Origin of the sequence: Mucilaginibacter rubeus, from assembly GCF_014643835.1 — a bacterium.
Lineage (GTDB): Bacteria > Bacteroidota > Bacteroidia > Sphingobacteriales > Sphingobacteriaceae > Mucilaginibacter > Mucilaginibacter rubeus.
Genome location: NZ_BMKD01000002.1, coordinates 472,064 through 496,363 on the forward strand (window position 1 = coordinate 472,064; position 24,300 = coordinate 496,363).

25 protein-coding genes are annotated in these 24,300 nt (G+C 41.8%); 17 read left to right on the forward strand and 8 right to left on the reverse strand.

Features of this window, described 5'->3' with window-relative positions:
• Positions 1–6 precede the first annotated feature (6 nt).
• From IEX80_RS08420 to IEX80_RS08435, 4 genes are all read left to right on the forward strand, one after another.
• Positions 7–1,140: an aminotransferase class I/II-fold pyridoxal phosphate-dependent enzyme gene (locus IEX80_RS08420; protein ID WP_188832640.1), complete on the forward strand. Its 1,134-nt coding sequence runs from the start codon at positions 7–9 to the stop codon at positions 1,138–1,140.
• Positions 1,133–1,750 carry a dethiobiotin synthase gene (gene bioD, locus IEX80_RS08425; protein ID WP_188832641.1) on the forward strand — a complete coding sequence of 206 codons (618 nt, stop codon included), beginning with the start codon at positions 1,133–1,135 and terminating at the stop codon, positions 1,748–1,750. The genes IEX80_RS08420 and bioD overlap by 8 nt, the downstream gene beginning before the upstream one ends.
• A gap of 51 nt (positions 1,751–1,801) precedes the next feature.
• On the forward strand, positions 1,802–2,692 hold the full coding sequence (locus IEX80_RS08430) for a 3-hydroxybutyryl-CoA dehydrogenase (protein WP_188832642.1): 891 nt from the start codon (positions 1,802–1,804) through the stop codon (positions 2,690–2,692).
• A 68-nt stretch (positions 2,693–2,760) separates the two neighbouring features.
• Positions 2,761–3,051, forward strand: a complete 291-nt coding sequence (locus tag IEX80_RS08435) for a YXWGXW repeat-containing protein (RefSeq protein ID WP_175489978.1) — start codon at positions 2,761–2,763, stop codon at positions 3,049–3,051.
• Between the two features lie 113 nt (positions 3,052–3,164).
• On the opposite strand, the gene argS is transcribed toward IEX80_RS08435, so the two are convergent.
• The 3 genes from argS to IEX80_RS08450 all read right to left on the reverse strand — a co-directional run bounded on the left by argS (position 3,165) and on the right by IEX80_RS08450 (position 6,497).
• A complete protein-coding gene (argS, locus tag IEX80_RS08440; RefSeq protein ID WP_176627522.1) occupies positions 3,165–5,093 on the reverse strand; it encodes an arginine--tRNA ligase in 1,929 nt (642 codons plus the stop codon).
• 267 nt (positions 5,094–5,360) lie between these two features.
• A complete protein-coding gene (locus IEX80_RS08445; protein ID WP_176627523.1) occupies positions 5,361–6,056 on the reverse strand; it encodes an ankyrin repeat domain-containing protein in 696 nt (231 codons plus the stop codon).
• 12 nt (positions 6,057–6,068) lie between these two features.
• Positions 6,069–6,497: a DUF1801 domain-containing protein gene (locus IEX80_RS08450; RefSeq protein WP_091162577.1), complete on the reverse strand. Its 429-nt coding sequence runs from the start codon at positions 6,495–6,497 to the stop codon at positions 6,069–6,071.
• A gap of 141 nt (positions 6,498–6,638) precedes the next feature.
• On the opposite strand from IEX80_RS08450, the gene IEX80_RS08455 reads away from it, so the two are divergent.
• Both IEX80_RS08455 and IEX80_RS08460 read left to right on the forward strand, forming a co-directional pair.
• Positions 6,639–7,049, forward strand: coding sequence for a nuclear transport factor 2 family protein (locus IEX80_RS08455; protein WP_090526872.1), 411 nt, complete (start codon positions 6,639–6,641; stop codon positions 7,047–7,049).
• Positions 7,050–7,405: 356 nt separating this feature from the next.
• The gene (locus tag IEX80_RS08460) at positions 7,406–8,071 is read left to right on the forward strand and encodes a response regulator transcription factor (protein ID WP_090526870.1); all 666 of its coding nucleotides are present in this window, start codon (positions 7,406–7,408) and stop codon (positions 8,069–8,071) included.
• Between the two features lie 26 nt (positions 8,072–8,097).
• On the opposite strand, the gene IEX80_RS08465 is transcribed toward IEX80_RS08460, so the two are convergent.
• The gene (locus IEX80_RS08465; RefSeq protein ID WP_176627524.1) at positions 8,098–8,520 is read right to left on the reverse strand and encodes a hypothetical protein; all 423 of its coding nucleotides are present in this window, start codon (positions 8,518–8,520) and stop codon (positions 8,098–8,100) included.
• A 239-nt stretch (positions 8,521–8,759) separates the two neighbouring features.
• Between IEX80_RS08465 and IEX80_RS08470 the strand changes: the two genes are divergently transcribed.
• Complete coding sequence (locus IEX80_RS08470; RefSeq protein ID WP_176627525.1) at positions 8,760–9,266, forward strand: hypothetical protein; 507 nt, start codon at positions 8,760–8,762, stop codon at positions 9,264–9,266.
• A 141-nt stretch (positions 9,267–9,407) separates the two neighbouring features.
• Here the strand turns inward: IEX80_RS08470 and IEX80_RS08475 are convergent, their stop codons facing one another.
• From IEX80_RS08475 to IEX80_RS08485, 3 genes are all read right to left on the reverse strand, one after another.
• Entirely contained in the window at positions 9,408–9,881 is a 474-nt protein-coding gene (locus tag IEX80_RS08475) for a hypothetical protein (RefSeq protein ID WP_129567630.1), read from the reverse strand.
• 112 nt (positions 9,882–9,993) lie between these two features.
• On the reverse strand, positions 9,994–10,692 hold the full coding sequence (locus IEX80_RS08480; protein WP_090526860.1) for a head GIN domain-containing protein: 699 nt from the start codon (positions 10,690–10,692) through the stop codon (positions 9,994–9,996).
• Between the two features lie 90 nt (positions 10,693–10,782).
• Positions 10,783–13,356: a BamA/TamA family outer membrane protein gene (locus tag IEX80_RS08485; protein ID WP_188832643.1), complete on the reverse strand. Its 2,574-nt coding sequence runs from the start codon at positions 13,354–13,356 to the stop codon at positions 10,783–10,785.
• 340 nt (positions 13,357–13,696) lie between these two features.
• Between IEX80_RS08485 and IEX80_RS08490 the strand changes: the two genes are divergently transcribed.
• From IEX80_RS08490 to IEX80_RS08535, 10 genes are all read left to right on the forward strand, one after another.
• A complete protein-coding gene (locus IEX80_RS08490; protein WP_090526856.1) occupies positions 13,697–13,996 on the forward strand; it encodes a hypothetical protein in 300 nt (99 codons plus the stop codon).
• A gap of 624 nt (positions 13,997–14,620) precedes the next feature.
• Positions 14,621–15,685, forward strand: a complete 1,065-nt coding sequence (locus IEX80_RS08495) for a UDP-N-acetyl glucosamine 2-epimerase (protein WP_188832644.1) — start codon at positions 14,621–14,623, stop codon at positions 15,683–15,685.
• A gap of 9 nt (positions 15,686–15,694) precedes the next feature.
• On the forward strand, positions 15,695–16,522 hold the full coding sequence (locus IEX80_RS08500) for a cytidylyltransferase domain-containing protein (RefSeq protein WP_229701565.1): 828 nt from the start codon (positions 15,695–15,697) through the stop codon (positions 16,520–16,522).
• Between the two features lie 7 nt (positions 16,523–16,529).
• On the forward strand, positions 16,530–17,396 hold the full coding sequence (locus tag IEX80_RS08505) for a transketolase (RefSeq protein WP_188832645.1): 867 nt from the start codon (positions 16,530–16,532) through the stop codon (positions 17,394–17,396).
• A gap of 1 nt (position 17,397) precedes the next feature.
• On the forward strand, positions 17,398–18,336 hold the full coding sequence (locus IEX80_RS08510; RefSeq protein ID WP_188832646.1) for a transketolase family protein: 939 nt from the start codon (positions 17,398–17,400) through the stop codon (positions 18,334–18,336).
• Between the two features lie 11 nt (positions 18,337–18,347).
• Positions 18,348–19,688: an aminotransferase class III-fold pyridoxal phosphate-dependent enzyme gene (locus IEX80_RS08515; protein WP_188832647.1), complete on the forward strand. Its 1,341-nt coding sequence runs from the start codon at positions 18,348–18,350 to the stop codon at positions 19,686–19,688.
• 3 nt (positions 19,689–19,691) lie between these two features.
• On the forward strand, positions 19,692–20,495 hold the full coding sequence (locus IEX80_RS08520; RefSeq protein ID WP_188832648.1) for an SDR family oxidoreductase: 804 nt from the start codon (positions 19,692–19,694) through the stop codon (positions 20,493–20,495).
• Positions 20,496–20,510: 15 nt separating this feature from the next.
• Positions 20,511–21,953 (forward strand): N-acetylneuraminate synthase family protein, encoded by a 1,443-nt coding sequence (locus IEX80_RS08525; RefSeq protein ID WP_188832649.1) that lies wholly within the window; start codon positions 20,511–20,513, stop codon positions 21,951–21,953.
• A complete protein-coding gene (locus tag IEX80_RS08530) occupies positions 21,953–22,912 on the forward strand; it encodes a sterol desaturase family protein (protein ID WP_090526845.1) in 960 nt (319 codons plus the stop codon). The genes IEX80_RS08525 and IEX80_RS08530 overlap by 1 nt, the downstream gene beginning before the upstream one ends.
• A 7-nt stretch (positions 22,913–22,919) precedes the next feature.
• On the forward strand, positions 22,920–23,297 hold the full coding sequence (locus tag IEX80_RS08535) for a DMT family transporter (RefSeq protein WP_208102497.1): 378 nt from the start codon (positions 22,920–22,922) through the stop codon (positions 23,295–23,297).
• A 10-nt stretch (positions 23,298–23,307) separates the two neighbouring features.
• On the opposite strand, the gene IEX80_RS08540 is transcribed toward IEX80_RS08535, so the two are convergent.
• Positions 23,308–24,225, reverse strand: coding sequence for a PD40 domain-containing protein (locus IEX80_RS08540; protein ID WP_188832650.1), 918 nt, complete (start codon positions 24,223–24,225; stop codon positions 23,308–23,310).
• Positions 24,226–24,300 lie beyond the last annotated feature (75 nt).

The following is a 24,300-nucleotide window of genomic DNA, read 5'->3' on the forward strand; positions in this document are numbered from 1 at the left end:
AGCACATTGAAACCTGCCGAAGATTTTTTAAAAAACAAATTACACGAGCGGCGGCAATCGGGCACCTACCGTGAATTGAGACCCGAAAACGGCTTGACAGACTTTTGCTCAAACGATTACCTGGGCTTTGCGCGGTCGGCAGTTTTAAAACAAAGCATAATAAATGAGGTGAACACTCATCCGCTTAGCCTCAATGGTGCCGCCGGATCAAGATTGCTATCAGGAAACATACAATATGCCGAAGATCTGGAGCAGCAAATAGCCATTTATCATCAAAGTGAAGCCGGCCTGCTTTTTAACTCGGGCTATGATGCTAACCTTGGCCTGCTTTCATCCCTTGCCCAGCGCGGCGATACCGTTATTTTAGATGAGTTGGTACATGCCTCAATCATCGACGGAGCGAGACTAAGTTATGCCAATCGCTACAGTTTCAGGCACAACGATTTGGAAAGTTTAGAAACCAAGTTAAAATTATCCAAAGGTAATTGTTATGTGGTTGTTGAAAGTGTGTATTCCATGGATGGTGATGTTTCTCCCCTTGTTGAAATCCTCAGCCTCACTGAAAAATATAATGCCGCCCTCATAGTTGATGAAGCACATGCTGTAGGTCTTTATCCCAAAGGGTTGGTTTGCGAGCTTGGTTTACAGCACAGGATCTTTGCCCGTGTAATAACATTTGGCAAAGCACTGGGCAGCCACGGGGCTATAGTGCTTGGTAGTAATAACTTACGGAAATATTTAATCAATTTTGCACGCTCCTTTATTTATACAACAGCAGCACCTTTTCATCAGCTGGCAGCGATCAAAATGGCCTATCAGTTATTGGAAAATTCCCGCGAGGCCATCTTCTGCCTAAAGAAGAACATTGAACTGTTTAAACAGCAAGTAAGCACAGGCAAAAATTTCATTTTACTAAATAGTGATAGCGCTATTCAATGTATCGTACTCAAAAGCAATGAAATGGCAAGAGAAGCAGCTAAACAACTGCAAATGAACAACTTTGATGTGCGGCCTATCCTAAGCCCCACGGTGGCACAGGGTACCGAGCGGATCAGGATTTGCCTGCATAGCTTTAATACGGAAAATGAGTTAACTTTGCTGGCTGTAACTCTTAACAAATTTATATTACTACATGCCTGATACGCAACCGATATTTATTACCGGTATTGATACCGGAATAGGTAAAACCCTGGTTTCGGCTATTTTAACTGAAAAACTAAACGCAGACTATTGGAAGCCCATACAATCGGGCGACCTTGATAACAGCGATACACTGAAAGTTAAAAACCTTATCTCAAATAAGGTCAGCCATTTTTTCCCCGAGGCCTACGCACTCACGCAACCCTTTTCGCCTCATAAATCTGCGGCTCTTGATAAAGTGACCATAGAACTTGAAAATATCATTCTGCCAAAAACAGATAACCAGCTAATTATTGAGGGTGCCGGCGGCCTTATGGTACCATTGAATGATAACTTTCTTATTATCGACCTTATTAAACAGCTTAATGCCCGGGTAATACTGGTAAGCAAACACTATTTGGGCAGCATTAACCATACCCTGCTTTCCTTACACGCGTTAAAAAAATATGGCATCCCTGTTATGGGAGTGATTTTTAACGGTGATAAGGATATCTATTCAAAAAGTTATATTCTTGAATATTCAGAAGCTGCCGATCTCGGACAGATTCCTGAATTTAAAACTATCAACAAAAAAACTGTTAAAGAGGCCGGTAAGTTTATTACCTTGTAATACCGGCAGCTTATATAAACCGATATTTTGCCGGTTTCGTAAACATATACTATGAAGAACATTACCGTAATTGGCTCCGGAACGATGGGCAACGGCATTGCCCATACCTTTGCCCAGCATGGATTTAAGGTATCATTGGTTGATATCAGCGATGATGCATTGAGCAAAGCCCTGCAAACCATTAGCAACAACCTGGTGAGGCAGGTAAAAAAAGGCACTATAACAGAAGAGGGTAAAACCGAAACCCTAAGCCGCATACAAGTTTTTACTGATTTGGCTGAAGGAGCTAAAAATGCAGACCTGGTAATTGAAGCTGCTACCGAAAATCAGGAAATAAAACTAAAACTGTTTAAACAGCTCAGCGAAATTTGCAATGATAAAGTTATCCTTGCTTCCAATACCTCATCTATCTCCATTACTAAAATTGCTTCGGTTACCAGGCACCCCGGCAATGTAATAGGCATGCATTTCATGAATCCTGTACCGGTAATGAAACTGGTGGAGGTGATCAGAGGGTACGCCACAACCAATGCTGTTACCGAAGCCATTATGGAGCTTTCGCGTACATTAGGCAAAGATCCGGTTGAGGTAAACGACTATCCAGGCTTTGTAGCCAACCGCATTTTAATGCCCATGATAAACGAGGCTATTTATACCTTATATGAAGGCGTTGCTGGCGTACAGGAAATTGATATGGTGATGAAACTGGGTATGGCCCACCCGATGGGGCCGCTGCAATTAGCCGATTTCATTGGGCTGGATGTTTGCCTTGCTATTTTGAAGGTATTGCATGATGGCTTCGGAAACCCTAAATATGCCCCATGCCCGCTGCTGGTAAATATGGTTACGGCTGACCACTTAGGAGCCAAGACAGGCAGTGGATTTTATAAATACTCCGCGGGCAGCAAAGATTTGGTTGTGGCCGATAAATTCATAGCCTAAACGTCGTTAAACTTTCGATGTTGGATGTTGTCAAAAGTTATTATACTGAACAACTAAAAACATCTGAAATGAAAACCATTGCTAAATTAGGAATAGTACTCGCCCTAACAGGCTCATTATTTGCATCATGCTCAAGCCAGGCTTACGTAACCGAACGCCCGGTTGAACCGGTTTATGTTCGTCCGGTAGCTCCCTACCCTAATGCGGTTTGGGTACCCGGCGAATGGGTTTGGCGCGGTAACCATTACGTTTACCGCCAGGGCTTTTATGCAAGGCCAAGATATAACCGGGTATATGTTCAGGGACATTGGCAACCAACCAATCGGGGATATGTTTGGGTAAGGGGGTATTGGAGGTAGCCCCCCGGCCCCCTAAAGAGGGAGTTATAAAACAGAAAGCCTTTAGCAATTTTTTCTGCTAAAGGCTTTTCTTTTAACCGTGCTCGTTCCCCTTTCAGGGGGTTAGGGGGCAATTACATCCTCTCAGGCACTTCAATCCCCAAAAGTTTCATCCCTTTGCTGATCACCTTGGCTGATGATGCCGATAAGGCCAAACGGAATTGTTTTGAATCCTCATCTTCAGCCTGTAAGATCGACTTTTCATGATAGAACTTGTTATATGTTTTAGCAAGCTCATATACATAGTTGGCTATTACTGCCGGGCTATAACCGTTTGCAGCTTCTTTAACTGTTTCAGGGTATTTATCAAGTAATACAATTAAATCGCGTTCAACGCCTGCCAGTTCAGTTACAGTCGGTTTAATTCCAACCTGATAATCAGCCCTACTTAATACCGACTTAATCCGGGCGTGGGTATATTGAATAAATGGTCCTGTGTGCCCCTGAAAATCTACCGATTCGTTAGGGTCAAACAGCAAACGTTTTTTAGGATCAACTTTTAACAGAAAGTATTTAAGCGCGCCCATACCAATAGTATGATATAACGCAACTTTATCTTCCTTGCTAAACGCGTCAACCTTGCCCATGGCTTCGGTTTGCTCTTTAGCGGTTGTTTCCATCTCGGCCATCAGGTCATCGGCATCCACTACCGTCCCCTCGCGCGATTTCATTTTACCTGAAGGCAGGTCAACCATACCATATGACAGATGGAACAATCCATCCGCACCCGTTTTACCTAATTTTTGTAAGATCAGGAACAGCACCTTAAAATGATAATCCTGCTCGTTGCCCACCACATAAATGGACTTATCCATATGATAATCGTTGTACTTCAATTGTGCGGTACCCATGTCCTGGGTAATATAAACTGAAGTACCGTCACCACGAAGTACCAACTTTTCGTCAAGCCCCTCTGAGGTAAGGTCTATCCAAACCGAGTTATCCGCTTTTTTAAAGAATACGCCTTTTGTAAGCCCTTCTTCAATAATATCTTTACCTAACAGGTAAGTGTTGGATTCGTAATAGTATTTATCAAAATAAACACCCAGTTGCTTGTAAGTTTCAGCAAAACCGGCGTACACCCAGCCATTCATGGTGCGCCAAAGATTCATTACCTCTTCATCACCGGCTTCCCATTTTTGCAGCATCTGCTGGGTTTCGATCATGATAGGAGTGGCATTTTTGGCTATCTCTTTAATCTTGTCTTCTTCGCCGGCAATTTTATCGTCCAGTTCGCCAATAAGCTTTTGATTTGCTTCGTCGGTTTGAGTAACTTTTTCTTTTACCTTAGCTATGGTAGCTAACGATTCTTCAATCTTTGCTTTTTGGTTTTCTTTAAAGGCCGAAAGATCATGCTTTTCATAAACATCACTCAAAACAGGTTTAAGCTGCTCCCTCAGTTCTTTATCAAATAGCACATAATATTTACCTACCAGGTGATCGCCCTTCATGCCCGAAGATTCAGGCGTTTCGCCATTACCGAATTTTTGCCAGGCCAGCATGGATTTACAGATATGGATCCCGCGGTCGTTAACCAGATTGGTTTTGATCACCTCGTAACCATCAGCAGCCAGTATCTCAGCAACTGAATACCCCAACAGGTTGTTACGGATATGACCAAGGTGCAGCGGTTTGTTGGTATTGGGCGATGAATACTCTACCATTACCTTTTGTCCGTTAGGCTTTGCTACCGCAAAATCATCGGAAGTAATGTTGTTATATAAACGACCGATCCAGTATTCGTCGGTTATAGAAAGATTAAGGAAACCTTTAATCACGTTAAAGGAGGCAACTTCCTTTAATTCGTTTTTAAGGAACTCCCCTATTTCGGCACCGGTTTGTTCCGGGCCTTTGCGCGAAAATTTGGTGAACGGGAAGGTTACTATGGTTACTTGTCCTTCAAACTCCTTACGTGTTTCCTGTATGCTAACGGCAGCCGGTTCAATGTCAGTCTGGTATAATTGTTTAACTGCTTTTACGGCCGCTTCTATGATAAAATCCATTCGGCAAAATTAAATAAAATGGGCAGATTGCGAATACTAAAATGGCGATGTTTACATGTAGATTAGGAGCCACCTACAGAATCAACAGCAATTTATAATGGGCGCTACAAACAGGACACAGCTGTGGAGTACTGAGATTCAAATATTGTTATGAGCCACATGCTTAAAAACATGCCTATAATCATTTCTTACCCGATTATAACAATTAAAAAAAGCCCCGGGTCAACACTACTTTTTAGACATTCATTATAAGAATAATTATTTAATTCAAGAGATAAACAACTTCAAAACCCCGGTCTGATTATTTTGCTCTGCCAATTTCCTGGCTGATATCCCCTGTTTATTCTCTATATTAAAGTCGGCGCCATATTTCAGCAACAACCTGATCTGATCCAGTTTATACTTTCGTTTCACCGCATAAAAAAGTGCAGTATTCCCGTCTTTATCGGTAAAATTTACATCGGCGCCATTGCTTAAAAACCATTCGGCCACTTCAAAGCGTTTCCAGTTGAATGCGGCCATAAACGGGCTGTCATCTCCAGCACCCGGGTCTGTTTGTGCACCATAGCTTTTAAACAGACCGGCGGCTTTCACATCATTATACCAGGTTATGGCATACATGCAATGCTCCGGATTGGCGCCATTAGCCAGCAAATATTCATATAACAGCTTATTTCTTCCCCGGGTATAAGCATACCAAAGCGGGGTGGCCGGAAAAAAGCCGCATTCCTCTTTTATCCGGTGGATTGAATTGATATCCATGCCTTTTGCCAGCAACAGCTTAAGCATGGTCAAACTTTCTTCGGCTTTTGCAGGGCGTTTGGCGATTTCAATGCCACACAGGTAATGAAGTGCGTTTTTACCGCTGTCTTCAGCCCAGGTAAGCCAGCCGTGGTCTTCTTCGATCATCACTTTAACAGCTCCAACGTTAAGTTCTTTTATGTGCTGAATAAATTTGATCATAGCTTTCTCCTTTTATTTATCCAGCAAAGTCAACCAGGTTTTCACAACATTTCGCAAAGCTTCTTCTTTTGCCTTAACTTCTTCCATATTGTGAAAAAAAGCCAACCGGCGGCCGTCGGCATAATCGCCGGAAAGCAAACCGGATGTATCATTGATCTTTGCCCCTGAGGGGAATACCAGTCTGATACAATCTTTTTGGTACACGTTCGAAACGATAATATATCTTTTATACTCTTTAGGATCAAAGGGTTTCATTTCACCGATATATAAAAAGCTCGGTGCATTCCATTTGATATGCTCGCCAATTTCATCGTCAATAGCCAGGATAATTTTTCTCAGCGCTCCTAACACTTCCTTCAATGGGTGATCAAGCTTTTGCATATAACTGTCTACCCCTGCCGAGTCGGCAAGGACAACTGGTTTGGTACTTTTGGCTTTCATGATTAACAGGTAATAAACTGGTTAAGAGGGCCTATCTAAATTTAAAAAAAGAAAACATAATACCAAAGGAACGTTGAATAGTACCATTAAATAACCCTGCATCGTCTTAACTTTGATATATCAAATCAGATTATTACCATCATGGAACAAAAGCTGCCATTACCGCCATTTAACTTTGAAACAGCCACCCAAAAAGTGCAATTAGCCGAAGACGCCTGGAACAGCCAGGACCCGGCAAGGGTTTCTTTAGCTTACACCATTGACACCGAATGGCGCAACCGCTCGGAATTTGTAAACGGGCGCCAACAGGTAGTGGAATTTTTAACCCGCAAATGGGAAAAAGAATTCGATTATAAATTAAAAAAAGAACTGTGGGCCTTTACAGATAACCGTATTGCAGTACGTTTTGAGTACGAATATCATAATGCCGAAGGCCAATGGTTTCGTGCTTATGGCAACGAGAACTGGGAGTTTGACGAAAACGGCTTAATGCAAAAGCGCTATGCCAGCATCAATGATCTGCCCATCAAAGAAGAAGACAGGCGGCTGTAAAAAGAAATAGCCCATTACGAAAGCCGATGACTCTTATAATGGGCTAAACATCAATATTAAATAATTGAGCAAAAAGGTTTAGGGCTTCCTTAAATTCAGTTAATATCGTTTCGAGCTGTAATTTCAATATCCCGACGCCTCTTCGCAGCACTTGAATATTTATTTTATCAGGTGTGTAAATTAAAAGTTGGGTATATTTCTTTCAACAACCCAAATCTCGCTTAACAATTAAGAATTAAAAAGGGTGAAACCACCCTTTTTTGCTTTAAACTGCATGGTAAAATGAAATATAAGTTCATTATTTTTTTTACTTTGGCAATATGATTAACATCAGTTAACATATACACCTAATATTAATGCACACTTCAACATTTACCGGGCCTGTACAAATTGCCATAGTTGATAATCATACCTTATTTAGACAGGGAATGATCAGCCTACTGGGCGATTTTAAAGAGATCAATATCCTTTTTGACGCCGAAAATGGAGAGGATATGATCAGCAAGCTAAAAAAATCCTCCTTACCTGATATTATATTGATGGATATAACCATGCCGGTAATGGATGGTTACGCAGCTACGGCCTGGTTACGTGAAAATCACCCTACAGTAAAAGTGCTGGCGTTAAGCATGTCTGACGAAGATAAACCGATTATAAACATGCTTAAGAACGGGGCTGTTGGCTATATGCTTAAGGAATCGAAGATAAGAGACGTGGTTTATGCGATGCAAACTATCCAAAAGCACGGCTATTATCTAAATGAACTGGTAAGCGGCAAATTGCTTTATACCATGCAAAATAAAAATACACCCGCCGATAAATCCAAAGAGCTTAGCTCCAATGAACTTATATTTCTGAAACTAAGCTGCTCTGAGCTCACCTACAGGCAAATTGCTGACGAAATGAACCTGAGCCCGCATACTATTGATAATTATCGCGAATCGTTATTTCAAAAGTTTGGGCTTAAATCAAGAACGGGCATGGTACTTTTTGCCATCAAAAATCAGATCATAACCGTTTAAAAGATTTTATTAATACAATCCATTTGTTAAAAAATCAGCTTAAGCACAAAAGGGATCACTATTATACCCAAACTTATTAAAACATAATTACGATAGAGCTTACTATCCTTAGCGGGATATAAGTTCATCAACTTATTATAACGATTGTTGTAAAATATAAGCAGGTAATTCAATAGCACAAAGGGGATAAAAAACACAAGTAAACCGGCAATGAAAGCATTTATGGCTTTATCCCGGGTTAGGTCGAGCGTAAAAAGAATAGGAATATCAGTAAAAAAACGAAGGAAAAACAATAATGTTAGCAGGTTAACCCCCTGAATCAAAGATATGGGGATAATTGTAAATGCCTTCCAATACTTGCCATCTTCGCCTTTCTTCGCCCTTTCCTGCGTAATGGCGTCAACCCAGATCTTATAATAAATGCTCAACATTTGTTTCAGATTTAGCATGCAACTATTTTAACTAACCTTAACGCCGCAGATAAGTTTGTTTTACTATTTTATAACTCACAATTGCTATATTCCGTTAGTAATGGCAAATCGTGACGAGATTTCGTCATTTCAAAGTCAAACAGATTACAAATAACTCATTATCAATAATATAACAAAAAGGCATAAGTATTGATAAAACCTGTTTATTCTTAAGCAAATCACTTTTCAAAATATTATTAACCTTAAAAATCACTGTTATGCCAAATCATTTATCAACATTAGGAGTTATTCATACAGCCATAAGTCTTGTGGGAGTTGCCATCGGTTTTATTGCATTGTTTCAGGACGGGAAAATCGCCCCTAAAACAAAAAACGGCAGGCTTTACGGTGTTTTTACCGTGCTGGCCTGTTTATCCTCATTTTTGGTTATGAAAACCGGTCACCTGAGCAGTGCCCACAACCTTTCGTTTCTTATTTTAATATTATTGCCTGTTGTTTACTATGCCCCCTCCCTGCGCATTTTTGGCAGCAAGGCCGATTATGTACAAACTATAGGCATGACAGCCACCTTATTTTTCTCATTAGTACCTGCTGTAGTTGAAACGCTCACCAGACTTCCGGTTGAACAACCACTGGCTGAAGGACCTGGCTCTCCTGTAGTAAAAATGGGACTTTTGATCATGCTGGTGTTATTTATTCTGATTATGATATACCAGGCGATTAAACTAAAGGGCCAACGCAAAGGGTTTACTCCAGCTATGTGAATTGATATTTCGCCGGCACTTATGCCGATAATTTAAGCAAGGGGAATCATGTATTCGTTAGGCTCAACGTGTGGCCGGCGGAATTAATAAAGTATAAACAAAAAAGCACCCCGACCGGGGTGCTTAAAAAACAAAACTAAATCAAATAACTTTATCCTGAAGTACCATCGAAAAAATACTTTTCATAGCAGCCCCGGTATTGTCTTTATAGTTTATGGTCAATTTATAATTGTCGACAACAAACGCCGAATTGGTATAAAATTGAGCGTTAGAAGGGTCGGTACTGATAACATTACTACCTTCACTTACGATTTTTTTTGCGATAACAATGTTTAATCCATCTCCTTTAGTATGAAATTTCCCGGTGTACTGAACCGTTGTTGAATTACCATTTTTATAAGTTACATCAGCCAAAATAAAAGTACTATCCGACGAGAATACTAAATAACGCGCTTGTTCCCCCTCTTTAACCGGAATATACCACTGGCCAAAAAGGGATGTATTTTTTTTGACGGGTTGCTGCGCCTTGTCTTTTTTACAGGCGCCAAGAGAAAACAAAACCGACAGCAACAGGCAAACAGTTAAATTCTTAAATATCAATACAGGCTTAATCATAAAGTGAAGGTTTTACCTATCCGTACGATAGAAACTTTTAATTCGCTACACTAATAACAAAAAAAGACCGCTCGGAAGAAGCAGTCTTTCGATATAGTAAGTTAACCAGGTTTTAATCAGCTTTGCTAACCCTGCCTGATCCCGCGTAACGGGTTGTACCAATTGTTGCGGTACCGGAATATACAACACTTCCTGAACCAGAAATACGCGCAGAAACTGTTTTACTGGCAATCAAATTAATATTTCCTGAACCTGCAATTGAAGCTTCAACAGTTTCAGTTCTTAATGATTTACCGTTGATCTCTCCCGAACCTGAAATACGGCAGTCGGCCATACCTGTACTGCCATTAACATCAATTGAGCCCGATCCGCTGATTTTCAGATCCAAAGTACCTGATTTAACAGCAGTTTTAATATTACCAGAACCGCTTAACGCAATTTTGGCATTTTCGGCGGTCATTGTACCATCAACAGTTGCATTTCCTGAACCGCTGTTAGCAAGGTATCCAAGGCTTTTTGCGGTGATGTAAATGTTGGCGCGTTGCATATTGCGGTGGTTTTTCCAGTGATCTTTAAATTCAACTTTTAATATGCCGTTTTCTACTTCAGTTTTAATATCATCAACTACATTGGCATCAACATCAAGTTTCAGGCTTTCGGTTCCATCAATTTTAATAAATACGTTAAATGGGCCACCACAGGCAATACCGTTATAACCCGATACGTTGCGGGTTACAGTTTGCGCGGAAGCATTAAAGGCTATCGAAACCGTTAGTAACGAAGCCATAAGTGAGAAGATTAGTTTTTTCATGATCGCGTGTTTAAGAATATGACGCTTTTTCAAAAAAAACGTTGCAATTTTTTTGATTTTTTTACCTCTACCAACTTCGGCAAAGATTCACTACAACCTGAAGTTAAGCGATATGTAAGGATACCAGCCCTCACTTGAATGACCGGCCAGCAATTGCAATACTGTTAAACTTGCCGGTGCAAAATATAACCCGCCGCCGGTACCGGTATGCCACTTATCCGAATGCTCATCTTCTATCCAAACACGCCCCGTATCATAAAAGCCTACCAAACCCAACTGGCCAGGTAAAATATAGCTGGCTATATCAGCAAGTTTAACCCTTGCCTGTAAATTATTGAACACGATATGCTTGCCTGCAAACCGGTTTTGCAGATACCCCAATAGGTTGCCTTGTCCGCCCAAAAACATTGATTGATAAAAGGCCGGCTTTCCAAAACTTACACCGCCACCAACACGATCAGATAATACAATAGCACCGCCAGGGGTTAGTTTTTGATAGAAAGTAAACTCTGGCTTAATCTGTACAAAAGATTTGGAATAACTGTTAAGTCCTTCATAACCTTGTACCGTTACAGTAAAATAGTAGCCCTTTGTAGGCAGGATGTTATTATCACGTTGATTTGTGATATAATTGATCAGTGCGCCAAGATGAGCTTTATTTTTCCCAACTGTTAAGCTATCGTAAGAATTGATGAGCGATGTTTGATTGATGAACCGCCCGGTATTGTCATTGAGATTGAGATGATAATATTGAAATGACGGACCAGCACTGATATCGCTGTTCTTGCCCGTATGCCAGCGTAAAGCCGGATCAAACTGATAAATATCATACCGTGTACGGTAGTAAGTACGATAACCAGGAAATTTATTTAACGGGCTTTCATTACCCAGGCCAAAAAAGTTCACCGTATTATCAGGCGACTGGATGTTGGCCTGCATAGTAAAATCAGCTTTGCCAACGGCATCTATCCATTCCCCCCGGTATTTGATCCTGAAAGCATCCGTAGCAAACGAATGGGTGATCATTACCTGCTGTAATGTTGAATAAGGCAATTTCCTGAAACCATCATGACCGGTATATTGAAAACCCAGGCCAAGTAAAAAGCCATCATCCTTATTTAACGCTGCAGTGGCAAGCGGCATCCACACATTGTATAAATTGGTGGGTAAAAACTGAGTATTTGAGGTATCATTTGAAAGATGCTTATTTAATTGGCCGACGTTGCCGGTAAAATTGGTGCTATCCCGCCGACCATAAAATTTTATTGTTTGTACCGACTGCTTAACCTCAACAGTTTTACTACCTACACTATCAATCAATCTTAACTTAATGGGCGAATTGGCATTATTAATAACTATGCGGTCATTTCCGGCAGAAACATACAATCTTATTTCTTTAGTGATTTCGGGCTTGTACACCATATCCATAAACTGATCTTTGGTTTCGCCATCTTTATTCAGTTTATTAATTGTTATACGCATAGCCTTGTCGGGCGCATCGGCAACGGTGATCAGTTCGCTTTTATCAGTAGCGCGGATATCCACTATCCTATTAGTGAATTTATAATACTCACTCATTGCTGCCGGTATATTATCCCGGCGTTGTTTTAATATGGCAAGCAACTCTTTATGCCTCAATTTATAGCTTTCTGCAGGCAGGCGTTTTAAACTTTCTTCGAGCACAGCATCAGTTTCGGCTTTAACAAATTCATTGGCAATCTGCATCCATCGTTCGTAGCCTATTTGTGCATCCGGATACTGCTTCATGAACCTTGTTTTAAAAAGAGAATATTTCACATGCGGAATATCCCCTGTAAAATCTTCAAGTAAGGGATCTATCCATGGCAGGGCTGCAATACTCGGAAACACACCTTGTGTAACGTGAAATACCTGATCACGGTCACGTGGTACAGCAACATAGGTTTTACCTTTACCATTTTTAGTATCAGCCCAGCGCCATTGATCTTCGTGCCTGTCCCAATCACCCATTAAAAGATCAAGCATTCGGGCGCGTAAAAAGCCTTCTCCATCCAACCTGTTGTCATAGCTTTTAAGCAGTTGCCCTTCCATTTTAAGGGTATTATCTGATGAACCAACAGGCTCCCTTTCCTCTATCAAACATACGGTGCCAACAAACAACTTGCTGTATTGTCCAAGCGCCGGGTCGTCGGCTACAACACCTATAACCGGGTTGGCGTGCGGTACATGCGCAGCTTCGGCAAGCGGTGGCACAATCAAAGCGGAATATGGGTGCTGGCCGCTAAATTCATCACCAACCCAATCAACAGCAAAGGTACCCTGCAAATTTTCAGGCAACAATTTATCCGGTGTTTTTTCAACACTACGCAATACCCACTCGCGGCCGGTTTTATCTTCCAAACGTAACGACTTTGATTCCATACCACCACCTTGTTTAATAGGTGATAGTCCGCCATTTATTTGCGATAGTTTTATAACGGGAAGCTTCACTTTCATGGCCCAGTCCTTACGATAGTTTTCGCCGAACAGCCAACGGTGAATCCCGCTTACATCATCATATGAGGCGTGAACACTTACAACAGTGCTATCCGGAAATTTTTGCCAGGCCGATGGCGCTATAGCCTGGGCATTAGCATACACTGCCGAGCCCGTAAGAAATAAAATAGTAAGTATCCTTTTTGTCATGAGGTGATGTGTTTAAGATGCAGGACTTAAAATACAATAAACTAAACTGTTAACAAGAGACATACCAAACACGCAAGCATCTAAAATACAGATACTTAACAAAAATCAGCACAAAAAAAGTAGCGATATATCGTTATTTTAAAAGGCGATTCTGAATAACACAACAATATCGCTGTTATCTTAATAGTCTTTTAAACTCTTACACAGGTAAAAATAATCAATCTGTAATCATTTTACACATCAGGCAGGCGGTTATGTTATTACCGTTCTGATATTGACCGAAAAAGATTTTGAAAGCAAACAGCCTCTAAATACTAAATTTTATTAGTTTTATGATTGTATGACCCGCAACGATAAATCGCCACACATCCTTAACGCAGCATCAAATTTACTGGGCTTGTGCTTTGTGGTGCTTACCTCATTGAAATTCCTGAAAATGTCCGACCGGACCTATATTGACGAAACAGTAACCATAGCACTTGTTTTTTTTATGCTAAGCTGTATACTGTCTTTTCTGTCCATCCGGGGAAATATAAAACCCGGCGGACGTTCGGAAGCCGTGGCAGATTACCTTTTCCTTGGTGGGATGATAGTGCTATTCATAACGGCTATACTGATCTTGTTTAAAATAATGGTTTAGCCATACTAAATATACCACTAAATTTTTCAAGATAACCTATTATAAAGAGACCTACAACATTAAAAGCATCTACCCCCCCGAGGGCAATATTTACTTTCCCCAACTGATATTCAAACTTCAAAAACCAGTTAAATTAGTCATTACATATATCAATTTATTGTTTGTAAAAAAAATTTTGCAATAGTGTAAATTGATTGTAACTTGTATTTCAATTAACCTTACTGCATTTTTTAATTTCTCTCTCCTGCACTATAATACTCTGTTTAAAGCAATTAACAGAGCGGCGCGTTTGTTAATAAATAATTTACTGAAAATTACGGCTTAACGATTTGATAACTTTGGGTTTTCATTATTTAAAAACTACCCTCCTACATTTATCAAATCATAAGTTTTAGCCGGATATGGCAACTTCTTATTTAAATTCTGAATCAGGAATTTGTAAAGAATTGGCCATGCAATATTTTGAAATTTGATATGACAACTACTCAACCTAACAATATTACTATGTCATCCGGCCAATTTCTTTTCACAACGGCTAACTACAGAATCTATACAAAATCGGTCTATACCTTAATGCCTTTCACAAACAAAATTTCGGGAATTAAAGCTAATTGAAATAAAAGGATGAAGAAAATATTATTCATTACAGGTTCAATTAACCAAACCACTCAAATGCACCAGATAGCTAATGAGCTGCCTGAGTTTGACTGCTGGTTTAGCCAGTTGTTTACTGATAATACTACCTTAAATACCATTATTAATAAAACTACCCTGCTTAGCGGCACAGTGCTTTCTACCAAATTCAGGCTTATTTCTGAAGAGTACCTTCAAAAACATGCTTTACAAATTGATTTCAGGGCACAAAAAAACAAATATGACCTTGTTGTATTCTGTACCGATTTGATTGTGCCTCCGCGCATGCGCAACATTAAAACCATTTGGGTGCAAGAGGGTATGATTGATCGTTACACTCCCTGGAGCAGTGTTGTTAAAGCCCTAAAGCTTCCTCCTACACTTTGCGGCAACACCTCGTTAAACGGTTCGTCAAACATATGTGATGTCTATTGTGCCGCATCAGAAGGTTACAAACAGTACTTTACAGGTAAAGGTACCAGCGAACGCAAAATTGTGGTAACCGGCATGCCAAACTATGATAACCTGGTTCAGCACGTTAATAATGATTTTCCGCACCACAACTATGTAATGGTAGCCACTACTGATATGCGCGAAACATTCCGCATTGAAAACAGGATTGCCTTTATTAAAAAAGCAGTAAAAATTGCCAATGGCCGTCCATTGCTCTTTAAACTTCATCCGAATGAGAATGTCGGGCGTGCAGAAAAAGAAATCTACGCCAATACGCCGGCCGGTACATTGGTATACAGTAAAGGCAATACTAACCATATGATAGCTAATTGCTGTGAGCTTATTACACAATACTCAACTGTAGTTTATACAGGTATTGCTTTAGGCAAAAAAGTTCATTCACTTTTTGATGTCGATGAGCTTAAAAGACTTGCACCGATACAAAACGATGGCGTATCAGCAAGAAATATCGCTGCCATTTGCCGCGGTTTTTTAAACCACGATGGCGATAAGAAAAGTTTTGACCCGCACACGGCTATGGATAAATACCAGGTTAATAAGCCGGAGACGCAATTAACCGAAGAACTAATAGCTAACTGGTAATCATTTACCGTGAAACAGAAAATATTAATTGTAGTACAGGCCCGCATGGCTTCGAGCCGTTTACCGGGTAAGGTAATGCTGCCTATATTGGGTAAAAGCCTGCTGGCAAGGATGATTGAGCGGCTTAAAATGATTAGCCATGAGGCTGAAGTGATCATTGCCACATCCGAAACGCCGGCTGATGATATCATCATCAATGAAGCTATTAACATAGGTGTCCCTTATTATCGCGGCAGTCTGAATAACCTGCTCGACAGGCATTACCAGGCAGCGAAATTGCATAATGCAGATGTTGTATTAAAGATCCCCTCTGATTGCCCGCTCATTGATCCGCGTATTGTGGACCATGTATTGGATTACTTTTTTGCCAACCAAAACAGCTTTGATTTTGTAAGCAACCTGCACCCGGCTACATATCCCGATGGCAACGATGTGGAGATCATGACCATGGATTGCCTCACCAAAGCTTGGGAACAAGCAAGCCGGGAGCTGGAACTGGAGCATACCACTCCTTATATATGGGAAAATCCTCAATTATTCAGGCTTGGTAACGTAACCTGGCCTGCCGGTTTGGATTATTCCATGTCGCACCGGTTTACGATTGACTATGCAGAAGACTATTATTTCATAGAACGGGTATTCCGCGAATTATATGCAGATAACAATAATTTCTCGTGCGATGATATTCTTAACCTGCTAACTCAAAAACCCGAGATCTATAATATCAATGCACAATATGCCGGGGTAAACTGGTACAGGCACCATGTAGATGAGCTAAAAACCATTACATCTGCCCAAACCAAACAGGCACCCTCAAAAAACTTACAGGAATTATAACAAGCGAATGATAACAGTGGAGAACAACAATTACCAGGAATTAACAGGCACCGCTCTGAAGGTACGGGAGCACATCATCCGCATGTCTACCGATGGCGGGTGTTTTACAGGTGCATCGCTATCGGCGGTGGACCTTATTGTTTATTTATATAGCCGCTTTTTAAACATTAACAAGGATAATCTTGATGATCCAAACCGCGATTACCTTTTTCTGTCAAAAGGCCACGATGTGCCCGCCCTGTACGGCACCTTTGCCGAGCTGGGTTTATTGGAGAAAGAACGTTTAAAAAACCACCTGCTACTTAATGATCATATTTACTGGCACCCAAACACCAAAATTCCAGGCATTGAGTTCCACTCAGGCTCATTAGGTCATTTACCTTCGGTAGCTATTGGCGTTGCTATGGATTTGAAGATCAGCGGCGGCACAAACAAAGTTGTTTGCATTTTGGGCGATGGCGAGTTGAACGAAGGCACCTGCTGGGAAGCCATGCTGGTAGCCAACGCTTATAAACTGGATAACCTGCTATTCGTGGTTGACCGTAACCACTTCCAGGCCAATGTGCGTACGGAAGACCTGATTCCGCTGGAACCGCTTGCCGATAAGTTTGAAGCCTTTGGCGCAGCCGTTAAAAGAATAAACGGACACAGTTTTGCTGAGCTTGACGAAGCTTTTGGCGCTTTCCCTTTTCAGGCCGAAAAACTTAATGTCATTATTGCCGATACAGTGCGCGGCAAAGGCCTGCCAAGCATACAGGAACGTGCAGATAGGTGGTTTTGTAATTTCAATGCAGACGAGATTCAGCAGCTTTTATTAGAGCTGCACGGCGAACATCAAACAACATTAACATCAGAAACTTTAGTGGTGCGATAAGATGAGTTACGAAGAACTTTTAACCCAAACAGCCCTTGCCAACGAGCAAGTGATTGTAATGACCGCCGAAAACCGCGCGCTGGTACGTAACCTGCCCGGTATATTAGGCAAACGTTTTATTGATACCGGTATTACCGAGCAAACCATGATTGGTGCGGCGGCGGGCCTTGCCCTGCGTGGTCGTACCCCGGTAGTACACGCGCTTGCCGCTTTTTTAACCATGCGTGCGTTTGAGTTTGTACGTACCGATGTTGGCATAGCCAATTTGCCGGTTAAGTTGAGCTCATTCATCCCCGGTTTTTTATCAGATGGTAACGGGCCAACCCACCAGGCTGTTGAAGATATCTCGATTATGCGTGGCATCCCTAATGTAACCGTATTTGCCCCGGCTGATGAAGATGACCTGGTAAAAATGCTGCCTCAGATCTGGGAAAGCAAAAGCCCGGCATACACCCGCATCAACACACGCAAAACCACTTACGTACACGAACCTTTTACCCCAGGCAAAGCCGAAGTGATAGCTGAGGGCAGCGATGTAACTATTTTAACCTACGGCTTGTTATTTGAGCAGGCGCTCATCGCTGTTGAAATGCTGAAAAGCGAAGGCCTTTCTGTGGGTTTGATCAACATGCGCAGCCTTAAACCTGTTGATGAGCAGGCTATATTAAAAGCATCGGCACAAAGCAAACTGGTAGTTACGCTTGAAGACCATTTTTTAACCGGTGGTCTTTACGCCATTGTAGCCGAAGTTTTATTAAAACACCGTACCACAGCTAACGTACTGCCTATGGCGCTGAACGAAAAATGGTTCAGGCCGGCACTGCTTCCTTCTGTATTGGAGCATGAAGGTTTTACAGGCAAACAGATTGCCGAAAAAATACTGGGCTACCAAACTACCCACAACCAACCACAAATTTTAACACCTGAATTTTCAGAATAAAAATATTGACCATGGCTAATAAAATAGACCTTAACAACGATTATCCAAACATTACCGAGTCAGATAAATTATACGAACGCGCTTTAAAAGTTCAGAAACCGGTTACTCAAACCCTCGCTAAAGGCCCGGGTCAATTTACCAAAGGTGTAGCGCCAAAATATCTTGTAAAAGGTAAAGGATCGCATGTATGGGATGTAGACGGTAACGAATATATTGACCTGAACTCGGCTATCGGCCCTATTTCTTTGGGTTATGCCTACCCTGCTGTTGACGAGGCTATTAGTCAGCAATTGAATGATGGTATTACCTTTTCATTGATGCACCCACTTGAGGTTGAACTTTCAGAACTGGTACAACAGGTTGTACCTAATGCTGAAGCGGTAAAGATCTCTAAAACAGGAGCTGATGTTTGTTCGGCAGCTATCCGCGTAGCACGTGCATTTACTGGTCGCGATAAGGTATTTTGCTGTGGTTACCATGGCTGGCACGACTGGTATATTGGTATCACCAGTCGCAACTCGGGTGTGCCTGAAGCTATCCAGGATTTAACTTACACTTTTGAATATAATGACATTGAATCAGTAAAAGCAGCTTTGGATGAAACAGTTGCTGCCCTTATACTGGAGCCTTTCATTTTTGAGGCACCGAAACCGGGCTATCTGCAGGAACTGGCAGAAGTTTGCAAAGCTAATGGCACCCTGCTCATTTTTGACGAAATGTGGACAGGCTTCCGTGTAGCAGTTGGTGGCGCGCAGGAGTATTTCAATGTTAAAGCTGATTTGGCTGTGTTTTCAAAAGCATGTGCCAACGGTATGCCAATAGCATTGTTAACAGGCCGTGCCGATGTGATGGAGTTGTTCAACTCTGAAGTATTCAGCTATACAACCTTTGGCGGCGAAGCTTTATCATTAGCGGCTTGCATCGCTACGATCAATGAGCTTCGCGATAAAAAGGTACCACAATACCTTGACGAACATGGTGCACTTTTAAAAGATGGCTACAACAGCCTTGCCATTGAGTTGGGCGTTGATAAATACACCCATTGTGTAGGTTTTAACTGCCGCAGCATGGTAACCTTTACTCCTGATGCAGGTAACGGTCTGGAAGTAAAAACCTTCATGCAGCAGGAAATGATAAAACGCGGCGTGCTTTGGGCTGGCTTCCACAATATGTGCTACAGCCACACCACCGAGGATATCGACTACATCCTTGCTGCTTACCGTGATGTATTGCCATTGCTAAAAGCAGCCATCGAAAGCGGTAACATCAAAGGTCAACTAAAAGGTGAAGTGTTAGAGGCCGTTTTCCGTAAGGTGAGCAATTACAACATCAAACCTAAAAGTATAGCCTAAGTCATGGATCTGTTTTCATTAAAAGGGAAAACTGCAGTTGTAACGGGTGCTTTAGGGCTCATCGGCCGTAAACATTGCGAAGCCCTTGCAGCAGCAGGTGCAAACGTGATAGTTGCCGACATAAACGCCGAAGCGACCAAGGCATTTGCCGAACAACTGGGGGGTAACCACCTGGGCCTGGGCGTTGACGTAACCAGTAAGGACTCATTAATTGACGCGCTTAACGTAGCGCTTGATAAATATGATTCGGTTGATGTACTGGTAAATAATGCCGCCATTAACGATAAGTTCGAGAACCCGGCCATGGCTAAGGAGCTATCTGCGTTTGAAAACTATCCGCTGGAAGCTTTTCAGCAATCGCTTAATGTAAATGTTACCGGCGTATTCTTATGCTCACAGGTATTTGGTACACACATGGCCTTGCAACGCAGCGGTAGTATCATTAATATAGCTTCAACCTATGGCATTGTTGGGCCAGATCAAAGCATTTACCGCGATTCGCGCGGTCAGCAGACTTTTTACAAGTCGGCAGCATACCCGGTTACTAAGGGGGCTATCATCAATTTCACCCGCTTTTTAGCAGCCTATTGGGGCCATACCGGCGTGAGGGTAAATACCCTTTCTCCGGGCGGCGTTGAAGCCGGGCAAACCGAAGATTTCATTGGCAACTATTCAGCAAAAACTTTATTAGGGCGCATGGCCCAAGCGTCAGACTATCAGGGCGCGCTTATATTCCTGGCCAGCGAGGCATCGGCTTATATGACCGGCGCTAACCTGGTTGTGGACGGGGGGTGGACAGCTATTTAATTTAAACCAACTATTATGAACGAGATTTTAAAACAAAAAGCGGCCGGCATTAAATTATTGCTTACCGACAACGATGGGGTTTTAACAGATGCCGGAGTATACTACAATCACGACGGCGAGCTTTTAAAAAAATTCAGCATGCGCGATGGTATGGGGGTTGAACGCCTTCGCAAATTTGCTGATGTAAATACTGGTATTATTACCGGCGAAAACTCGCCGTCATTAATTAAAAGAGCAGAAAAATTACACATCACCGAACTGCATTTAGGTACAAAAGATAAAGTAGCTGCTTTTAAAGAAATTTGCGGCCGCTTAGAGCTGCAACCTACCGAAGTTGCTTTTATCGGCGATGATTACAACGACCTGGAAGTGATGAAACTGGCCGGCCTTACCGCGTCTCCTGCCGATGCTTTACCGCACGTTAAAGCACAGGTAGACTTCGTAAGTTCATTAAATGGTGGCGACGGGTGCTTCCGGGAGTTTGCCGAACTGATTATCGAAGCCAAAAACGAAAAATACTTATCGGGTAAAAGAAATGGCACCATCACTTTACAAAACGGCCGGATAATTGGCAAAGGCCAACCAAGCTATATCATTGCCGAAATTGGCATCAACCACAATGGTTCACTTGATATTTGTAAGAAATTAATTGATGAGGCTGTAGCAGCCAAAGCCGATGCGGTTAAATTTCAAAAACGCACACCTGAAATTTGCGTGCCGCGCGATCAGTGGGAAATTATGCGTGACACCCCATGGGGCCGCATTACCTATATCGACTACAAACGTAAAACCGAATTTGGCATAGCCGAATATGCAACCATCGACCAATATTGCAAAAAAGTAGGTATCGACTGGTTTGTATCTGCCTGGGACGCACCATCTGTCGATTTTATGGAACAGTTTGATACCATCCTATACAAACTGGCGTCGGCGTCATTAACCGACTTTGCCCTGATCCAGCGTATCCTTGAAACCGGCAAACCGTTAATGCTTTCAACCGGTATGTCGACCATGAAAGAGATCGAAACAACTATGGATTATATCAATGCCTTTGATGAAAACTATCCACTGTTTATTGCTCATTCAACTTCAGCTTATCCATGCCCTCCGCATGAGCTTAACCTTAAAATGATCCAGACGCTGGAGAATAAATATCCGGGCATCCCTATCGGCTATTCGGGCCACGAAACAGGTTTGGCAACTACCGTGGGTGCAGTAGCTATGGGCGCAACTTTTGTTGAGCGCCACTTTACGCTCGACCGTGCCATGTGGGGATCTGACCATGCTGCTTCTGTTGAGCCTCAGGGTTTACAACGTTTAGTGCGCGACATCAGGGATGTTGAAACGGCAGCTGGTGACGGTGAAAAACGTGTTTACGAATCAGAACTTGCACCAATGAAACGTTTAAGGGTAAACATCAGCGACGAATATAAAGAGAAACCAAGCGTTAAATCATAATGTCTCCGGAAAAACTAGCCACCATAATTACATCTATTATCCTTTTTTGCTGGATAGGATTCATCATTGCCTGGGAACGAATATCGCCTTACAGAAAAGGCTTGAAATTTTTCAGGGAGGGGTTTTGGATTGATTTAGTGTGGTATACACTGATACAAAGTTATTTTTTAAAAATCCTCATTTTCGATTATATCATTAAGCCTTTAGAGGCGCATTTTGATCTGTCGCATATGCATTTAATAAGTAACTGGCCTGTAGCATTACAAGTTTTGTTTTTCCTGCTTACGCATGACCTTTATATTTATTTGTTTCACCGCTTTCAGCACTCCAATAAATTTTTCTGGCGTATTCATGAGGCGCACCACTCGGGCAAGGAGGTTGACTTTTTAGCCGGTTCGCGTTCGCATATCATGGAGATCATCATTAATCAAACCATTGAGTTTGCACCTATCATTTTGTTAGGTGCCAACCCAATAGTTATACCGATAAAAGCTATGTTAGATGCCATGTTTGGCATGTTTATACACGGCAATATTAAGGTAAACATGGGCAAGCTTAAGTACATCATTAACTCGCCCCAATTGCATTTATGGCACCATGCCAATTACCAGGAAGTTTTTCACGCCAACTTCGCAACGAAGTTTTCATTTTGGGATTACCTTTTCGGTACCGTTTATGACCCGGGCCACACGCCTGGCAACAAGCCCGAAAACTGGGGCCTCTATTATGATTACCCCAAAGATTACTTTTTGCAGCATGCATTCAGCGTAAAACGCTTCGACGAAAAAACGCTGCTCAAATACCGCTGGTTTAACTGGTATTATCACCTGCGGCCACGGTTTATGAATTGGATGAAAACTTTACTTCCTGTTAAAATAAACAATGCACCTAAATTGGAGATTGAGCAGCAACCCGTTACCTTAGTATCCGAACAAGAAAACGTACTACAACAAAACTAAAAACATATTGGCCTGGCTATATATTTTAATCGCAGCCGCATTTGAAGCGGCCTGGACATTCTCGCTAAAATTCATGAAATTCAGCGATTTGAAGGCACTTCGTCTTAATTCTGTTTTAAGCCTGCAACATGGCCTGCCAGTATGGTTACCTTTTGTTGGCTATATTGTTTTTGGCATCGGCAATATCTACTTTTTTTCGCTGGCAATAAAACTGGTGCCAACAGCCGTAGCATATGCTGTTTGGACAGCGGTAACCCTCATCCTGATTAAATTAGTAGAAGTTTCGTTTTTAAATCAGCGCCTCTCCTACGTGGAAATATTTTTCATGCTACTGATCATGACAGGTGTTTTAGGTTTGAAATTTTATGGACCGGAAATAAAGTAAGCCTGGCGAGTTATTTACCCAACGCCTCCTTTTTTAGTTTTGCCTTCAAAGTATCAAACCGTACCCAATAAAGGCAACAATCCTTTTCACTGGTGCCTTTGGTATAAATCAGGTATTTACCATCAGGAGTAACATATTCACCCCAGCGGTGGGCATCACCATCATTAATCAGCGGACCAAGGTTTAACGGTGCTGTCCAGCTATGATCGGGCTTACGAAAAGTGATCCCGAGCTCACATTCGTAATCTGGCTTTTCCTTATAGCTGATGATCATGTATGACTCATCGGACGCTACATAGAAATCGCCGTCGAATGCCGGTGTATTGATAACCGGTCCTAAGCTTTTAATAACTGTATCTGTTTTGGAGATGGTAAGCGTGCAGAAATCGTAAGTACTATAGTCCCTTACGTTGCCCTTATCACCGTTACTACCTACATAAAAAGTTCCGCTGTTGGTCGGCATAAAATTGTAAAGGCCATAACCCTTTTTCAGAAATACATATGGATCTGTCCAACCATCTTTGTTGCGATGTGATATCCAAACATATGAATGTTTACCATCGCCTTTGCCTGCAAAGTACATGCTCCTGCCATCAACAGAAAAAGTTGGTGTGCTATAATCATAGTTAAGTACAAAAGGGCCTTGCCATCTGTTATCATCATATTTAAAATAACGGATCTTATTACCTTTTGCATTAAACCAGTGTATGGAGTTGCCGTAATAGAACTCCTTGCCATTTGCAGAAAAGGCCGACCGCCCCATGGCTATGCCACTATCGGGCACCAACATGTGTTGCGCAAAAACACGCGGTGTATCATCAGGGCGCTGCTGTCCAAGATAAGCGTCCTTGCTATTGAAAAAATTGCTTTGAGCGCTTACACAGCTATAAAAGCAGCACAACACAAGCAGGAAAATTAAAATTCTCATGGTAAAATGGTTATGTTTATTTTATTGGATTTACTATCTGCAAAACAAAGTTAGCGGTGGTTAATTACAAACACC

Excerpts from the sequence above, each read along its gene's own strand:
- IEX80_RS08505 (WP_188832645.1), top strand. The coding sequence starts at position 16,530 with ATGATAACAGTGGAGAACAACAATTACCAGGAATTAACAGGCACCGCT.
- IEX80_RS08480 (WP_090526860.1), bottom strand. The coding sequence starts at position 10,692 with ATGAAAAAACTAATCTTCTCACTTATGGCTTCGTTACTAACGGTTTCG.
- IEX80_RS08455 (WP_090526872.1), top strand. The coding sequence starts at position 6,639 with ATGGAACAAAAGCTGCCATTACCGCCATTTAACTTTGAAACAGCCACC.
- IEX80_RS08515 (WP_188832647.1), top strand. The coding sequence starts at position 18,348 with ATGGCTAATAAAATAGACCTTAACAACGATTATCCAAACATTACCGAG.
- IEX80_RS08525 (WP_188832649.1), top strand. The coding sequence starts at position 20,511 with ATGAACGAGATTTTAAAACAAAAAGCGGCCGGCATTAAATTATTGCTT.
- IEX80_RS08475 (WP_129567630.1), bottom strand. The coding sequence starts at position 9,881 with ATGATTAAGCCTGTATTGATATTTAAGAATTTAACTGTTTGCCTGTTG.
- IEX80_RS08530 (WP_090526845.1), top strand. The coding sequence starts at position 21,953 with ATGTCTCCGGAAAAACTAGCCACCATAATTACATCTATTATCCTTTTT.
- IEX80_RS08520 (WP_188832648.1), top strand. The coding sequence starts at position 19,692 with ATGGATCTGTTTTCATTAAAAGGGAAAACTGCAGTTGTAACGGGTGCT.
- IEX80_RS08460 (WP_090526870.1), top strand. The coding sequence starts at position 7,406 with ATGCACACTTCAACATTTACCGGGCCTGTACAAATTGCCATAGTTGAT.
- IEX80_RS08490 (WP_090526856.1), top strand. The coding sequence starts at position 13,697 with ATGACCCGCAACGATAAATCGCCACACATCCTTAACGCAGCATCAAAT.
- IEX80_RS08510 (WP_188832646.1), top strand. The coding sequence starts at position 17,398 with ATGAGTTACGAAGAACTTTTAACCCAAACAGCCCTTGCCAACGAGCAA.
- IEX80_RS08495 (WP_188832644.1), top strand. The coding sequence starts at position 14,621 with ATGAAGAAAATATTATTCATTACAGGTTCAATTAACCAAACCACTCAA.
- IEX80_RS08540 (WP_188832650.1), bottom strand. The coding sequence starts at position 24,225 with ATGAGAATTTTAATTTTCCTGCTTGTGTTGTGCTGCTTTTATAGCTGT.
- bioD (WP_188832641.1), top strand. The coding sequence starts at position 1,133 with ATGCCTGATACGCAACCGATATTTATTACCGGTATTGATACCGGAATA.
- IEX80_RS08465 (WP_176627524.1), bottom strand. The coding sequence starts at position 8,520 with ATGCTAAATCTGAAACAAATGTTGAGCATTTATTATAAGATCTGGGTT.
- IEX80_RS08445 (WP_176627523.1), bottom strand. The coding sequence starts at position 6,056 with ATGATCAAATTTATTCAGCACATAAAAGAACTTAACGTTGGAGCTGTT.
- IEX80_RS08430 (WP_188832642.1), top strand. The coding sequence starts at position 1,802 with ATGAAGAACATTACCGTAATTGGCTCCGGAACGATGGGCAACGGCATT.
- IEX80_RS08450 (WP_091162577.1), bottom strand. The coding sequence starts at position 6,497 with ATGAAAGCCAAAAGTACCAAACCAGTTGTCCTTGCCGACTCGGCAGGG.
- argS (WP_176627522.1), bottom strand. The coding sequence starts at position 5,093 with ATGGATTTTATCATAGAAGCGGCCGTAAAAGCAGTTAAACAATTATAC.
- IEX80_RS08485 (WP_188832643.1), bottom strand. The coding sequence starts at position 13,356 with ATGACAAAAAGGATACTTACTATTTTATTTCTTACGGGCTCGGCAGTG.
- IEX80_RS08470 (WP_176627525.1), top strand. The coding sequence starts at position 8,760 with ATGCCAAATCATTTATCAACATTAGGAGTTATTCATACAGCCATAAGT.
- IEX80_RS08435 (WP_175489978.1), top strand. The coding sequence starts at position 2,761 with ATGAAAACCATTGCTAAATTAGGAATAGTACTCGCCCTAACAGGCTCA.